Annotated in this window: 11 protein-coding genes; 3 read left to right on the forward strand and 8 right to left on the reverse strand. The window is 72.2% G+C overall.

The genetic code is table 11. The features are described 5' to 3' along the window. Nucleotides 1-124: 124 nt before the first annotated feature. The 7 genes from LZG04_RS42565 to LZG04_RS16080 form a co-directional block, all read right to left on the reverse strand. Entirely contained in the window at nt 125-4,939 is a 4,815-nt protein-coding gene (locus LZG04_RS42565) for a ThuA domain-containing protein (RefSeq protein WP_308199116.1), read from the reverse strand. 65 nt (nt 4,940-5,004) lie between these two features. Beyond that, nucleotides 5,005-5,862, reverse strand: a complete 858-nt coding sequence (locus tag LZG04_RS16055; protein WP_233817705.1) for a sugar phosphate isomerase/epimerase — start codon at nt 5,860-5,862, stop codon at nt 5,005-5,007. A gap of 29 nt (nt 5,863-5,891) precedes the next feature. Beyond that, a complete protein-coding gene (locus LZG04_RS16060; RefSeq protein ID WP_233817708.1) occupies nt 5,892-7,073 on the reverse strand; it encodes a substrate-binding domain-containing protein in 1,182 nt (393 codons plus the stop codon). Nucleotides 7,074-7,096: 23 nt separating this feature from the next. Further along, nucleotides 7,097-8,101 carry an ABC transporter permease gene (locus LZG04_RS16065; RefSeq protein WP_233817710.1) on the reverse strand — a complete coding sequence of 335 codons (1,005 nt, stop codon included), beginning with the start codon at nt 8,099-8,101 and terminating at the stop codon, nt 7,097-7,099. After that, on the reverse strand, nt 8,098-9,090 hold the full coding sequence (locus LZG04_RS16070; RefSeq protein WP_374202828.1) for an ABC transporter permease: 993 nt from the start codon (nt 9,088-9,090) through the stop codon (nt 8,098-8,100). Before LZG04_RS16070 ends, LZG04_RS16065 begins: the two co-directional genes overlap by 4 nt. Nucleotides 9,091-9,107: 17 nt before the next feature. Then, nucleotides 9,108-10,610, reverse strand: a complete 1,503-nt coding sequence (locus LZG04_RS16075) for a sugar ABC transporter ATP-binding protein (RefSeq protein ID WP_233817712.1) — start codon at nt 10,608-10,610, stop codon at nt 9,108-9,110. Then, entirely contained in the window at nt 10,607-11,734 is a 1,128-nt protein-coding gene (locus LZG04_RS16080; RefSeq protein WP_267936566.1) for a Gfo/Idh/MocA family protein, read from the reverse strand. The genes LZG04_RS16075 and LZG04_RS16080 overlap by 4 nt, the downstream gene beginning before the upstream one ends. Before the next feature lie 100 nt (nt 11,735-11,834). Between LZG04_RS16080 and LZG04_RS16085 the strand changes: the two genes are divergently transcribed. Together LZG04_RS16085 and LZG04_RS16090 are read left to right on the forward strand one after the other, a co-directional pair. Continuing rightward, a complete protein-coding gene (locus tag LZG04_RS16085; protein ID WP_233817716.1) occupies nt 11,835-13,013 on the forward strand; it encodes an ROK family transcriptional regulator in 1,179 nt (392 codons plus the stop codon). Between the two features lie 50 nt (nt 13,014-13,063). Continuing rightward, complete coding sequence (locus LZG04_RS16090; RefSeq protein WP_308199118.1) at nt 13,064-14,101, forward strand: family 2 encapsulin nanocompartment cargo protein polyprenyl transferase; 1,038 nt, start codon at nt 13,064-13,066, stop codon at nt 14,099-14,101. 846 nt (nt 14,102-14,947) lie between these two features. Here the strand turns inward: LZG04_RS16090 and LZG04_RS16095 are convergent. Beyond that, entirely contained in the window at nt 14,948-15,247 is a 300-nt protein-coding gene (locus LZG04_RS16095; RefSeq protein WP_267936650.1) for an L-rhamnose mutarotase, read from the reverse strand. A 195-nt stretch (nt 15,248-15,442) separates the two neighbouring features. On the opposite strand from LZG04_RS16095, the gene LZG04_RS16100 reads away from it, so the two are divergent. Continuing rightward, a complete protein-coding gene (locus LZG04_RS16100; protein ID WP_233817720.1) occupies nt 15,443-15,712 on the forward strand; it encodes an RICIN domain-containing protein in 270 nt (89 codons plus the stop codon). Nucleotides 15,713-15,795 lie beyond the last annotated feature (83 nt).

Here is a 15,795-nt window from a genome sequence, read left to right on the forward strand (position 1 = left end):
GAATCCGGTCACCGGCCGGTGCCGGGACGCGGACGTCCCGGCACCGGCCGGGTGGGGTGCGGTCCGGCAACCGCCCCCACGTCCAGCCGGCCGGAGCCACACCGGCTCCGGCCACTGCCCTCGGCTACCTCACCTGCCCGCGCAGCGCCGCGATCACCACGTCGGTGTCGGCGACGAGCAGGTCGCGCACGGTCCGGTCACCCACCTTGCGGGAGACCGAGGTGCGGAAGCCCTCCAGCTTGTCGATCGCCTTGGCCGTCTTGCCGTCGAACAGCAGCCGGCGGGCGTCGTCCAGGTCGCGGTCGAGCCCGCGCGCGGTGGACGACGGGATTCGCCGTTCCGCCGCGAACCGGTCGACCAGGGCCTGCAGGTCGGGCAACGAGGTGGTGACCGTGAACGACACCACCACGTCCCGCTTGTTGCCCGCCTTGTCCGTCGCGGTCAAGGTCAGGGCGTGCGCGCCGAGCGCGAGCGTGTGCAGCGCGACGCTCGTGCCCGACGTGATCGGCTTGCCGTCGAGCGCGGCGGTGACCGAGGCGACCCCGGAGACGGTGTCGTCGACCTGCCACGCGACGACCCGGTCCTCGGCGTGGCCGTAGCTCACCCCGTCGTGCAGCCCGGTGACCTTCACCGCCGGCGCGCTCGCGTCGACCTTGACCGACACCGAACCGGCCGCCGACCGGTTGCCCCGCACGTCGGTGGCCCGGTACTCCACCGCGTGCGTGCCGTCCCCGGTCACCCGCACCGGCGCGGTGTAGGGCCGCCAGTCGCCGCCGTCGACCCGGTACTCCGTGCTCGCCACGCCCGAACCGGCGTCGACCGCGGTGATCGTCACGGTCGGCGAGGTGGTCCACCAGCCGCCCGAGCCGTCGGGCTGGGCCGGGTCGACGGTCGCGGTGACCTCCGGCGCGGTGGTGTCCACGCCCGACACGCGGAAGTAGTCGAAGTCGACCGTGACCGGGCCGTTGGTCTGCGACGGGCCGATCGCCATCAGGCCGAACTTCGCGTCCGGCACGTCGTTGGTGACCGGGTCGCCCAGCGACGTCCACGTGGTGCCGCCGTCGCTGATCTCGGCGCTGTAGCTGTTGCCCGCCTTCTTCAGCCTCAGGTGCCACCACCCGCTCTCCGGTGTGCCGATGGCCAGGGCCCGGTTGCCGCCCGAGCCGAACTGGCCGTTGTTCTCGGCCACCAGCTCCGCGCCCAGCGTCACGGCCTGGCCGGGCGCGTTGCGCGCGACCACGTCGAACTTCACGTAGTCGTCGTCGTTGGCGTACACCATGAACCCGGCGAGCTGCCACTGCTCGACCACCGGCGCGGCCATCCGCGTCTCGATCGTCCAGTCACCGTCGGGCGCGTCCTGGAGGACGAAGTTGCGCGGGTTGTCGTTGGACCCGCCGTTGATGTCACCGGGCAGGGTGTCGATGCTGAGCAGGCCGCCGGCCACCCGCATCGAGCCCAGGTCCGGCCGCACCACGGCGTCCCAGCGGCAGCCGTCGAGCCGGTCGCCGTCGAACTCGTCGTTCACCGGGACGTCCCGGCCGGGGTCGGCGCAGGTGATCGGCGGCATCGGCGCGTTGCGCACGACCACCGGCGTGGACACCTTCTTGGACCGACCCGCGGTGTCGGTGACGGTGACCGACGCCTGGTAGGTGCCGTTCGCGGCGTAGGTGTGCTGCACCGTGGTGCCGGTCGCGGACGTGCCGTCACCGAGGTCCCACGCGTAGGTGAACGGCGCGTCGTTCTCCGCGTCGGTCGCCGTCGCGGTGAGCTTGGTGGTGAACGGCGCGGTGCCGGTCGCCGGGTCGGCCGTGACGACGACGTGCGGCGCGGCGTTGACCGACACGCCCTTGCCGATGAACGTGAACGAGTCGAGCGTGAACTGGTTGGCCGGGCCGCGGGACACCGCGACCAGCTTGAACGTGCCGCCGGGGTCGGTGACGGCGACGTCGGGCGCGGTGGCGTACCGGTCGAGGCCGCCGGTGGCCGGCACCGCGATCGTGGCCAGGAGGTCGCCGGTCGGCGAGTCCTTGCGCAGTTCGATGGAACCGCCGGCGGCCGTGGACGCCACCCGTGCGGTGACGCGGTCGATCTGGTGCAGGTTCACCGGCTCGAAGGCGATCCAGTCGCCGTCTCCGAGGTCGCCGACCCGCTTGCCCGACTCGGCGGCCGCGTCGGCCGTGACGAGGACCCCGGACGACTGCTGGTGGAACTCGGCCTGCTTGTGCTTGGGCTGGATCACCGCGAGGTCGCGGCCGACCAGCGGCGGCAGGGCACCCGCGCCGCCGTCGGTGTAGGACGCGTCGACGGAGTAGAAGATGTCCGCGTCGGCGTGGCCCTCGTCGACCAGGGTGGCGAACTCGCCCTCGCAGGCGTTGATCTGGTCGATCGGGTGGGCGTGCGCCTCGTGGCCGAGCGCGGGTTGCAGGACAGCCTTGGCGCAGTTCGGCTCGCCGTCCTCCGGGTCGGTGATGTCGAGGTCGAAGGCGACCTTGTCGCCGAAGTCGAAGAACCCGCCGTCGACCGGTGCGGTCATCCTCACCGCGGGCGCGGTGTTGCCGACCGTGACCTGCACGTTGGTCACGCCGCTCTTGCCCGACGCGTCGGTCACGGTGAGCTGCGCGTTGTAGACGCCGTTGGACTGGTAGGTGTGGGTCGGTTCGGCCTCGGTGGACGTGCCGCCGTCGCCGAACGTCCACGCGTAGCTCAGCGGCGTGTTCTCCGGGTCGGTCGACTGGGTGCCGGAGAACTCGACCGGCAGCGGGGCCTGGCCCGAGGACGGCGTGGCCGTCGCCTTCGCGGTCGGTCGCCGGTTGCCCTGGGTGTAGTCGATCCGGTAGATGCCGGAGTCGGGGTTGTCCCGGCCGTAGCCGCCGCCCCACTCCACGATGTACATGGCGCCGTCCGGGCCGAACTTCATGTCCATCGGGGCCAGCGTCGTGACGCTCTTGAGCCACTCGTTGATCTTGAGCAGGCCGCCCTGGTCGTCCTGCGAGAACGTCCAGAACCTGTTGCGCGCCCAGTCGTAGAAGAACGGCTTGCCGTCGTAGTACTGGGGGAACTTCACGTCCGATTGGAGGTTCGGGTCGAACTCGTAACGCGGGCCGGCCATGGGCGCCTCGCCGCCGGTGCCCATCTCGGGGAACTCGTCGCCCTCGGCGCCGTTGCCGTACCAGACGTCGGCGGCCTTGGCGGCGGGCAGGTTCGTCAGGCCGGTGTTGTTCGGCGAGTCGTTGACCGGCTTCGCGCAGTCGAACTTGGCCTTGGAGGTGTTGGTGGCGAAGTCGAAGTCGTTGAACGGCGTGTTGTTGCCGACGCAGTAAGGCCAGCCGTAGTTGCCCGGCTCCTTGATGACGTTCCACTCGACCAGGCCGCCGGGACCGCGCGAGGGGTTGTCCCCGCCGGCGTCCGGACCGTAGTCGGCCATGTAGAGCGTGCCGTCGGAGGCGACGTTGAAGCGGAACGGGTTGCGGAAGCCCATGGCGTAGATCTCGGGCCGGGTCTTCTCCGTGCCCGGCGCGAACATGTTGCCCGCCGGGATGGTGTAGGTGCCGTCCGGCTCCGGGTGGATGCGCAGGATCTTGCCGCGCAGGTCGTTGGTGTTGGCCGAGGTCTTCTGCGCGTCGAACAGGTCGTGGCCGGGGCGCTCGTCGATCGGGGCGTACCCGCTGGACTGGAACGGGTTGGTGTCGTCGCCGACGCCCACGTAGAGGTTGCCGTTGGGGCCGAACTCCAGGTAGCCGCCGGTGTGGCCGGGCTCCTCGCGGCGCGAGGCGGGCACCTCCAGCAGGACCTTCTCGCTGTCGGGGCGGATCACGTCGCCCTCGACGGTGAACCGGGACAGCCGGTTGATCTCGGCGTTGCCCGCCGGGGAGTAGTACGCGTAGAGGTGGTTGCTGGTGGCGAAGTCCGGCGCGAGCGCCAGGGACACCAGGCCGTCCTCGCCGCCGCTGTAGACGGGCAGCGACAGCGCGGTCGACGTGGCGCCGGAGGCGGGGTCGTGCACCCGGATCTGGCCGAGCAGCTCGGTGAAGAACACCCGGCCGTCCGGCGCGATGTCGAGCGTGGTGGGCGCGCGGGTGCTGTCGTCCAGCGTCACCTTCTCGAAGCTGGTGTCGACGGTGGCGCCGCAGTCCGACGGCACGACGCCGGCGGCGGTGCGGATGCCGCCCAGGACGTGCGCGACGAAGTTCGACTCGGTGTAGTCGGCGGCGTTGTGGCCCATGCCGGTCGCCCAGACGCGGCCGCCCTCGGCGTCACGGCACCAGCTGATCGGGTGGTCGTGGCCCATGGCCTCGGAGCCCGGGTCGTAGGTCTTCTCGTCGACCTCGACCAGCGGGTGGACCTTGCCGCGCATGCTGGGCTTGAAGTTGTACCACTCCTCGGCCTTCTGCCAGCGGTCCGGCAGGTGCTTGGTCGACTCGTGCACCTCGTCGACCTGGTAGGAGGTGGCGGTCAGGCCGTTGGCGGAGTGCGCGGTCATGTGCGCGCCGCCGTTGACGAAGTCGTCCCACCACGGGAACGACGACTCGATGTTCATGTCGGTCGCGTTGTGGACCGCGACGATGCCGCCGCCGTTGTTGACGAACTTCTTCACGGCCGCGCGCTGGGCGTCGGTGTCCCAGACCATGCCGCCGTTCTGGAGCATGATGACGACGTCGAAGCCGGACAGGTTCTCGTCGGTGAACTGGTTGGCGTCCTCGCTGTGGACCACCTCGAAGTGGTGGTCGGCGGCGAGCTTCTCGACCATCGCCACACCGGCGGGGATGGAGTCGTGCCGGTAGGCGCCCGCGGCGGTCTTGGTGAACAGCAGGGCGCGGAACTCGGCCGGCGCGTCGTGGCCGGGGTGGGCCGCCGCGGTCGCGGGCAGCAGCCCGGCCACGACGAGGGCGGCCAGCACCAGGGCGAAGACCCTGGGCGAGCGGAATACAGGGGTTCTCACTGTTCTTCACACGCTTTCTGTTCCGCCCGGCGTGCCGGCGCCGGTGTGTTTCGGGTGACGGGCGGTCAGCGGGTGCCGATCACCTCCTTCAGGAACCTCAGGCCGTCGGTGGCGAGCGCGTCCTGGGTGGGCGCGAGCGGTCGCCAGATGGACGCGGCGGTCGCGATGCTGGCGTTCTCGCCGGTGAACGACTCGATGCACAGCGGCCCGGTGTAGCGGGCCTCGGCGAGGGCGGCGACGACGTCGGCCCAGTCCAGGTGGTCGTCGCCGGGCGTGCCGCGGTCGTTGCCGCACACCTGGACGTGCGCGATCCGGTCCCGGGCCGACCGGATCGCGTCGCCGACGTGCTTCTCCTCGATGTTCTGGTGGTAGACGTCGACCGCGACGCCGCACCCGTCGACGGGCAGGCCGTCGAGCGCGGCGAGGGTCTGGCCGATCGTGTTGAGCAGGCTGGTCTCGTAGCGGTTGAGCGGTTCGACGGCCACCCGCACGCCGGCGGCGCGGGCGTGCTCGACCACCGGGGCGAGGTTGTCGCGCAGTTCGGCGAGCCGGTCGTGCCGCTCCCGGTCCGTCATCCGCCACGTGCGGCCGACCGAGGCGTAGGCCGGGCCCGCGATCGCGGCCGAGCCGACCTCGGCCGCCACGTCCACGACCCGCCGCAGGTAGTCCTGGGTGGCCGCGACGGTCGCGGCGTCCGCCGCGACCAGCTCCCGGCCCGGCGGCATGACCAGGCACACGGCGGCCGCGAGCCCGTGGTCGGCCAGCACCCGCGCGGCCCGCGCCGGGTCCCAGTCGCCGACCTGCTCCACCGGGAGTTCGAGCACGTCGAACCCCCAGCCGGCCACCCGCGCGGCCAACTCGGCGAGGGTCGCGTCGCGCAACGGCGACGTCCACACCCACGTGCTCACACCGATCGCGTGCACTGTTCCTCCGTCCGGGCCGGGTCGTCCGGTCACTTCCAGGGCGCGGGGTAGCCGGGCATCGACTCGCAGCCGCACATCGCGTAGTGCAGCGGCGGCATGTCCTGCTTGAGGAAGTCCTGGAGGGTGTCCTGGGTGACCTTCGGCTGCGGCAGCACCCATTCCTTCGGCACCTGCCGGCCGTTGAGGATCTTCAGCGCGGCGATGACCGGGGTGCGCCACTGGTAGGTCGGGTAGGTCGGGGCGACGGCGGTCATCTTCTCGTCCGCCCACAGCCGCAGGAAGTCCTGCTGGTCCTCGCCGACGAACGCCGGGATCGGCACGCCCGCGTCCTGGAACGCCTCGACCGCGGCCACGGCCGTCGCGCCCGCGTCCATCCAGACGCCGTCGATCTGGCCTTCGCGCTGGAGGTAGTCCCCGACGATCGTCTTGGTCTTGGCCGCGTCACCGTCGGTGAACTCGACACCGACGACCTTCAGCTCGCTGCCGGCGAAGATCTCGTTCGCCGCGGCCCACCGCTGCTCCAGCACGTCCACGCCGGGCAGGATGCGCAGCGCGAGCACCTTGCCGCCCGGCTTCACCTTCTCCTTGAGGAACTCCGCGCCGTCCGCGCCGAACGCGAACCCGCCGATCGGGTGGATGAACGTCACCGGGCAGGTGGAGTTGACGCCGCGGTCGAACACGATCACCGGGACGTTGGTCTTGCACGCCGCCTCGATGGCCGGGGTGAGGGTGGCCGTCGTGTTCGGGGACACGATGAGCGCGCTGCACCCCTGCGAGGCGAACGACTGGACGTCGCTGATCTGCTTGTCGTCCTTGGCCTCCGCGTCGAGCACGGTGAACTTGGTGATCTCCGGGTGCAGCTTCACCTCCTCCTGCATGGTCTTGAAGCCGACCTGCCGCCACGGGTTGTCGACCGAGGCGTTGGAGAAGCACAGGTGGTAGCCGCCGCCCGGCTTGGCGTACTTCGCCGTGTCGACCAGCTCGGGCGAGATCATCTGCTCCCACGGCTTGTCGGCCGGTCCTTCGGGCGTGGTGGAGCGGAACTTCAACTGGCGCTCGTAACGCGCCTGGTCGAAGAACTCCGACTTCGCGCCGGCGTCCTTGGCCGCGCCCGTCGTACCGGGCGTGCCGGTGTCGGCGGGCAGGTCGCTGCTGCAGCCGGCCATGGCCAGCAGGCCCGCGACGGCCACGACGGACCACTTCCTGTTCATCGGATCTCCTTGTGCGGCGGGTGCTAGGGACGTGCGGGCTCGGGCGTGCGGGCGGCGCGGGACTTCAGCCGCGCGGTGACGCCGAGGGAGGCGTAGGCGACGGCGGCGATGATGATCACGCCTTGGACGGCGGACTCCAGCGCGCCGGCGACGCCGAGCAGGTTGAGCAGGGAGAACAGCGATTCGAGGGTCAGGGCGCCGGCGGCCGCGGCGACGACGGAACCCCGTCCGCCGCCGAGCAGGACGCCGCCGAGGACGACGGCGGTGATGGCGCGGAACTCCAGTCCCTGGCCGACCTGCGCCGACACGCCCGCGAACCCGCCGAGCAGGATCGCGGCCAGCGCCGCGAGCAGCCCGGACAGCGCGAACGCCAGCACCTTCAGGCGGTCGACGCGACCGCCGGCCAGGCGCACCGCGTCCTCGTTGTCGCCGACCGCGACCAGCGTGCGGCCGGTGCCGCCGCGCATGAACAGCACCGCGGCGACGAGGACGGCCAGCAGGATGACCACCGACCACGGCAGGAGGCCGAGGACGGGCAGGTCGACGCCGCCGCGGCCGAACACCCGGAACGACGGTGACAGCGCGCCGCGCGGTGCGCCGCCGGTCCACAGGAACACCGCGCCGTCGAGGATGAGCAGCATCCCGAGGGTCACGATGAACGACGGCACCAGCAGCTTGGTCGTGACCAGCCCGTTGACCAGGCCGACCAGCAGGCCGAAGCCCAGCAGCAGCGCGATCACCCACACGGTGTTCGCGTCGTCGCCTTCGATCAGCCGCGCGGCGATCACCACCTCGGCGGTGACCAATGAGCCGACCGACAGGTCGAACCCGCCGGAGACGATGACGAAGTACTGGCCGATGGCGAGCAGCACCAGCGGCGCGGCGCGCTTGAGCAGCGCCAGGTAGCCGGCCGGTTCGGCGTAGGCGGGGCCGGCGAAGGCCAGCGCCACCAGCAGCACGGCCAGGACAGCCAGCACGGGCGCGGTGCCGTCCGCCAGGCGGGGCCGCCACGTGGTCGGCGCGTTCACGCGGACCTCCTGGTGAGCTTGCGGCGGGCGTAGAGCGCCACCGCGACGATGAGGACGATGCCGCGCACGACGTCCTTGAAGAACGGGTCGACCGCGAGGTCGTCGAAGATGGTGTCGAGGGTGGCCAGGATGAGGACGCCGCCGATCGTGCCGACGACACCTCCCCGCCCGCCCGCCAGCGCCGTGCCGCCGAGCACGACGGCCGCGATGGACTCCAGGTCGTACCCGGCGTCGGTGCCGACGTACGGCGCACCGGACCCGAGCCTGCTCGCCAGGAACACACCGGCCAGACCGGCGGCCACGGCGCACAGCACGTGGGCGGTGACGATCGTGCGGCCGGTGCGCACGCCCGAGAGCCGCGCCACGTCCACGTCACCGCCGACCGCGTAGGTGTGGTAACCGGGGCGGGTGCGCTTGAGGTAGAACCACGCCGCCGCGGCGACGAGCAGCATGAGCAGCACGCCGATCGGGATCGGGCCGACGCGGTCGAACCCGAGGTGCTGGAACGCGCGCGGCACGCTGCCCGCCGGGCCGGTGTAGTTCTGCTCCAGGTAGCCGCGCAGGATCAGCGCCACGCCGAGGGTCGCGATGAACGCGTTGACCTTGAGCACCGTGACGACCAGGCCGTTGACCAGGCCGACGACGGCGGCGACGCCGAGCGCCAGCAGCACGCCGGGCACGATCATCCCGTCGCTGCCCGCCATGGTCTGGGCCGCCACGAGCGAGCACAGCCCGACCAGGTAGGCCACCGACAGGTCCAGCGACCCGGTGATGATGACGATGGTCTGCCCGACCGCGACCAGCCCCAGCACGGTGCTGCGGGTCAGGATGTTGAGGATGCCGCCCTGGTCGAGCAGCACGCCGCCGTTCAGACCGACCAGGACGCTGCCCGCGACGAGCAGCGCCACCAGCGCCAGGTAGACGGTCACCGTGGGGGTGAGGCTGATCCGCCGGGCGCGGCGCCGGGTCGCGCCGGTGGTCAGCTCGATCTTCTCGTGCACGACGCTCACGCCACTTCTCCCCTGCCGTGCCCCGTGGCCAGGCCCATGACGGCTTCCTCACCGGCGCCCGCGGGCAGCTCGCCCGCGATCGCGCCCTCGTGGACGACCAGGATCCGGTCGCTCATCCCGATCAGCTCCGGCAGCTCGGAGGAGATCATCAGGATCGCGACCCCGCTGCGGGCCAGCTCGCGAAGCAGCCGGTGCACCGCCTGCTTCGCGCCCACGTCGATGCCCCGCGTCGGCTCGTCCACGACCAGCACGCGCGGTCCGACGGCGAGCCACTTGGCCAGCACGACCTTCTGCTGGTTGCCGCCGGACAGGTAGCGCACCTCCTGGTGCTCACCCCGAGCCACGACCGCGACCGACTTCAACAGCTCGCCGAGGTCCGACTTGCGCCGCCCCGGGCCGCCGGTCAGCGCGGCCCGGCGGACGAGCAGCGCGTTGTCCCGGATGGACTGCCGCAACGCCAGCCCTTCGCCCTTGCGGTCCTCGGTGACGTAGCCGATGCCCAGCCGCACGGCCGCACGCGGGTCGGTGATCCGCCGCGTGACGCCGTCGACCTCGAGCGTGCCGGTGGTGAACGGCTCCACGCCCCAAATCGCCCGCGCGATCGCCGACCGCCCGGAGCCCTGCAACCCGGCGACGCCGACGATCTCACCCGCCCGCAGCTCGAACGTGATGCCACGGACCCGGGCGTTGCCCGCGCCGCGCAACGCCAACCGCACGTCACCCAGCTCGCCCGGGGTGGCGCGGTCGGGGTAGAGCGCGTCGAGCGAGCGCCCGACCATGTGGCGCACGAGCTGGTCCGACGTCAGCTCGGCGGTGAGGGCGGTGGTGACGAACGCGCCGTCCTTGAGCACGGTGATCCGCTTGCTGAGGTCGAACACCTCGCGCATCCGGTGCGAGACGTAGAGGATCGCGATGTCCCTGGCCCGCAAGCGGTCGACCAGGTCGTACAGCAGCTCCACCTCGTGGTCGGCCAGCGCGGCGGTCGGCTCGTCCATCGCGAGCACCCTGGCGTCGGTGGACAGCGCCTTGACGATCTCCACGACCTGCTTCTGCGCCACCGACAACCGGGTCACGGTCTCGGCCGGGTCGATCCCCTCCTCACCGAGCCAGTCCAGCAGGCCCTTGGTGTCCGCCTCCATCTTGCGGCGGTCCACCTGCCCCCGGCGGACCGGTTCGCGGCCGAGGTACACGTTCTCCGCGACGGTGCGGTGCTCCAACAGGGTGAACTCCTGGTGGATGATCGCGATGCCCGCGGCCTGGGCGTCGCGGGGCGTGGCGAACACGACCGGCTCGCCGTCGACCTCCACCCGACCGGAGTCCGGCCGGTGCACGCCCGCCAACACCTTGAGCAGCGTGGACTTGCCCGCCCCGTTCTCGCCCATGAGCGCGTGGACCTCGCCCGCGCGCAGCTCCAGGTCCACCCCGCGCAGCACGGGCACGCCGAGGAAGCTCTTGGTGATCCCGGTGAGGCGGACGACGACATCACCGGCGGCGGTCATCGGTCCACCTCGGTCCACTCCCCCGCGGCCGCGGCGGACCGCAGGACCGCTTCGGTGATCCGGACGGTCCGCAGGCCGTCGGCGAACGTGGGCAGGCCATCCGGCCGATCCTCGTCCAGCACGGCGCGGTAGGTGTCGGCGACGAAGGCGTCGAAGCAGTCCTGGTAGCCCTGCGCGTGCCCGGCGGGCAGGCGCGCGTACCGGGCGGCGGCGGGCGAGAGGGTCTGCGGGTCGCGCACCAGCACCTGGTTGCCGCCGCGGCCGCCGACCCACAGCCGCTCCGGGTCTTCCTGGTCGAACGCGTAGCTGGCCTCGGTGCCGGAGACCTCGACGTGCAGCCGGTTCTTGCGACCGGCCGCGACCTGCGAGACCACCAGCGTGCCGAGCACGCCCGCCTCGGTGGCGAACTGGACGACCGCCGCGTCCTCTGTCGGCCTGCTCGACGGTCGCGCGTGGACGGTGGTCGTCTGGGCGGACAGCCGGTGGATCCGGTCGCCGGTGACGAACTCGACCAGGTCGCACCAGTGCGAGCCGATGTCGGCGAACGCCCGGGACGGTCCGCCGACCACCGGGTCGACGCGCCAGTCGTCGTCGGTCGGCCGGGACAGCCAGTCCTGGAGGTAGCCGCCGCTGACCGTGGACACCGCGCCGGCCTGGCCGTCCGCCAGCCTGGACCTCAGCTCCCGCACCATCGGGTGGAACCGGTAGACGAACGGGACCGTCGCCACCCGGCCGGCGGCCACCGCCGCGTCGGCCAGGCTCGCGGCCTCGACCCCGTCGACGGCCAGCGGCTTCTCGCAGATGACGTGCGCGCCGGCGGCGAGCGCGGCCCGCACCGCTTCCGCGTGCCGGGCGTTGGGCGTGCACACGTGCACCACGTCGACCCCGGCTTCGGCGAGCAGGGCGTCGAGGTCCGGGTACCCGCGCTCGGCGCCGACGGTCCGCGCGGCGCGATCCGCGCCCTCCGGCGTGCTCGCCACCGCGGCGACGACCGACGCCCCCGCGCGGCGGGCCGCTTCGGCGTGGACGCGGCCCATGAATCCGGCACCCACCACGGCGACGCGCGGTGTCCGAGTCTCGGCACGACCGCTGTCGGCCGCTTGAGTTAGGTGGGTCACAGTCATGTGGCGAACCGTAGGAGCGGTAATGGCGGATGTCAATCAAAAGTCGGACAGGTTTCGACGACAGCCGCCGTAAGTCCGTCCCTTCTGGTTCAATTGCGGTGTGAAAGAAGACGGTCCCCCGCTCGGCGCCGCATCTCCCGGGGAGCTGCTGCGCCTGCTGCGCGACGGCGTGCCCCGCACTCGTTCCGAGCTCACCTCGGTGACCGGCCTGGCCAGGTCGACCGTCAGGGCGAGGCTGGACGCGCTGCTGGACGCCGGGCTGGTCAGCGACGGGGGCAACGAGGCGTCGACCGGCGGGCGACCGGCCGGGCGGTTCGTGTTCAACGCCAGGGCCAGGGTCGTGCTCGCCGCCGACGTGGGCGCGACCCACGCCACCATCGCGGTGACCGACCTGACCAGCTCGCCGCTGGCCGTGCGCCGGTTCGGGCTGGACATCGCCGAGGGACCGGACGTGGTGCTGCCCCAGCTCATCGCGGGCTGGCGGTCGGTGCTGAAGGACGCCGACCTGACCGCGACGCGCGTGGCGGGCGTCGGCATCGGCCTGCCCGGCCCGGTCGAGCACTCCACCGGCCGGCCCAACAACCCGCCGATCATGCCGGGCTGGGACGGCTACGACGTCCCCGGCCACATCGGCGCGGAGCTCGGCGTGCCGGTGCTCGTGGACAACGAGGTGAACCTGATGGCGCTGGGCGAGCACACGAAGTGCTTCCCGGAGGCCGAGCACCTGATCGTGGTCAAGGTCGCCACCGGCATCGGGTCCGGCTTCATCAGCAACGGCATGCTGCACAGGGGCGCGGTCGGCGCCGCCGGCGACCTCGGCCACATCCTCGCGCCCAACGCGGGCGACGTGCCGTGCCGCTGCGGCAACACCGGCTGCCTCGAAGCGGTGGCGAGCGGGTCCGCCATCGCGGCGGAACTGCGGGCCAAGGGGATCGACGCGCGGACGAGCGCCGACGTCGTGGCGCTGGTCCGGGCGGGCAACCTCGAAGCGGGCCAGGCCGTGCGGCAGGCGGGCCGCGCCATCGGCGAGGTGCTCGCCGCGTCGGTGAGCATGTTCAACCCGTCGCTGATCGTCGTCGGCGGAACGGTCGCGCTCGCCGGGGAGATGCTGCTCGCCGGCGTGCGGGAGGCGATCTACCGACGTTCGCTCCCACTGGCCACCGAGAACCTGCGCATCGTGCCGTCCCAGGCGGGCGACGACGCAGGGGTGCTCGGCGCGGCGGCGATGGTCGTCCAGTACGTGCTCTCGCCGGACGTCGTGGACCGGCAGTTGGCCTGACCGGCGGGGCTGCACCCCGTGGCGTTACCCGACCGACCAGGAGGCGCGCTGTGACACCGGAAGCCACCGCCCGTGCGCGGCCGACGCGCGAGGTCGTGGCGTGGAGCCGCGGCATGGTGCAGCCGGCCCTGCGTGCCGCCGTCGACACCCTGCCCGCCTCGGTCCGGCGGGTGGCCGGGTACCACCTGGGGTGGTGGGACGAGCACGGCGAGCCGACCGACGCGGGCGGCGGCAAGGCGATCCGCCCGGTGCTGGCGCAACTGGCCGCCGAGGCGGTCGGTGGTGCGGCGGGTTCCGCCGTGCCGGCCGCCGTGGCGGTCGAGCTGGTGCACAACTTCACGCTGCTGCACGACGACGTGCTCGACGGTGACCTGATGCGACGTCACCGCCCGGCGGCGTGGCGGGTGTTCGGCGTCCCGGACGCCGTGCTGGCCGGGGACGCGATGCTGGCGCTGGCCTTCGACGTGCTCGCGGGCAGCGGGCACCCGGCCGCGCTGGCCGGTGTCCGGGTGCTCAACGCGGCGGTGCTCGGCCTCGTCGACGGCGAGCAGACTGACCTCGCGTTCGAGACCCGGCACGACGTCGAAGTGGCCGAGTGCGTGGCGATGGTGGAGCGCAAGACCGCCGGCCTGCTGGCCTGCGCCTGCGGCCTGGGCGCGTTGTTCGCCGGCGCCGGCCCGGCCGAGGTCGCGTGCCTGCGCGACTTCGGCCTGCACCTGGGGGTGGCGTTCCAGCACGTGGACGACCTGCTGGGGATCTGGGGCGACGCGGCGGTGACCGGCAAGCCGGTGCACGGCGACCTGTGCGCCCGCAAGAAGTCCCTGCCGGTGGTGGCCGCCCTGACCTCCGGCACGCCGGCGGGCCGTGCGCTCGCCGCGCTGTACGAGGGCGACGGCCAGGCGGTGGCCGCCGACCCGGCGCACGCGGCACGCCTGGTGGAAGCCGCCGGCGGCCGCGCGTGGAGTGAACAGCAGGCCGCGCTGCACCTGGACCTGGCGTTGCGCCGCCTCGACTCGATCACCCCCGCGCCCCGCGCGGCCGCGGAACTGGCCGCCCTGGCCCACCTGATCGTCCACCGCGACCACTGACCGCAGCACGACCTCCGCGACAGGCCCAGGCCGTGCCCTTTCCTGACTGTGGTCCTCCGAACCACCTGCGTGGCGGCACGGTGGAGCACGGCAGGTCGGGACGTTGGGCGACTCCCAGCGCCAGTCGAGGTGCCCCGTGGGCCCGGTCGATCAGTGGGCGACGTTGTGACCCGCCGGTCGGCAGAGGGTGGACGGCGAGGCTGCACGGCCAGGTCGCGCGAGGCACGCGAACGGTGGGGTGCGCTGAGGGCTGTTCACCGGGCGAGGCGTCGTCGGTTGGCCTGCGCCGGCGTGATGGCCGAAGGTGTTCCACGCTGACCGAGGCGGCCGTTGTCGATCGGTGACCACGGAGTCCACCCGACGGCCGAGTCCCGGCAGGTGCCGGGCATGTCCTTCGCCGGCAGAGAGAGGGTCATGGTGGCGTGGTGGGGTGTCCGGACGGTTGTCGCGCTCGTCCTGGCCGCGGCCGGTGGGGCCAAGACGGATACCAGGGCAAGCGTGTACGACGCACCGCATCTGTCCGGGTTGGACTTTGCGGAGCCGTATCGTGGGCAAGGGCGGCATATTCGAAGGTTCCGACCTGACGTACCGGGCAGGCGCCGCGGAGATACGCCGCCAATGGAACGACGTCAAACAAGACTCCATCACCAGGGTGATCGAAGCACCCTGACCGCAACGGCGCTCGCCGGCCCGGTAGGAACAGGCACGGGCGGCTGACCCGCGCGCACGGGACACCGATGGGGTCTTCCCAAGGAGTACGGCGAGACCCGGGCGGCCGGCATGGTGGAGGCGCTCATGTGGGACAAGCCGTGATCGCAACAGATCTCGCCGAGCGCGTCCGCGCCTTCACGGTGTACGACCGGCGTCCCCCTGGGTCTGGTGGTCGTCGAGGTGCCAGATCTCCCGCATCGGGGCCCACCAGTGGCCGGAGCCGGGTTCGGCCAGGGATTCCTGGCAGGGGTCGGTCAGGGTCCACCAGCGCTGGGTGTCGGGGTCGGCGGCGATGCGGGCCTGGTCGGCGGCGTGGTCGTCACCGGTGTACTCGTAGTAGCCGAAGAGCAGGTCGTCGTGCAGGAAGATGGTGAAGTTGCGGATGTTGTTGTCGAGCATGGCGCGCTCGACGGAGGGCCAGACCTCGGCGTGCAGCCTCTGCCTGCACCGCCGACGACCTGCTCCAGCCGAACCTGTCCCGCGGCGCCATCTCGGCCATCCGCCCCGCGCCCGGCTACGTGGTGACCGGGTATGAGGCGGACGACCTCTCCGGCACGTCGTGGCGGTTCACCACCGCCACCCCGGACCTGCGCGCCACCGGCGCCCCACGGCCGCATCCGCTCACTGCGCGTGGAACCGGACCCGGGTCGTTCGTTCCGGGTGATCAACGTGGTCGACGGCCTCGCCCTGGACAGCGGCGGCACGGTGCCGTCGGGCGCGATGAAGGTCTGGTCGCCCGACGACAGCCCGAACCACCAGTTTCGCCTGACCGCCGTCGGTGAGGGCTACTACAAGCCGGTCAACCGCGCCAACGGTCCCGTCGTCGACGGCGCGGGGGCGACGCGGTCGGTTCCGGCTCGCCGGCGAGGCAGTGGGCCGACGACGGCAGCGACGACCTGAAGTGGAGGCTCGCGAGGGTGGCCACGCGGTCAGCCCGTACCACGATCGGGTGAGATCGCCGCGAAAATGTACGGAAACACTGT

Origin of the sequence: Saccharothrix sp. S26 (genome assembly GCF_021390395.1) — a bacterium.
GTDB lineage: Bacteria > Actinomycetota > Actinomycetes > Mycobacteriales > Pseudonocardiaceae > Actinosynnema.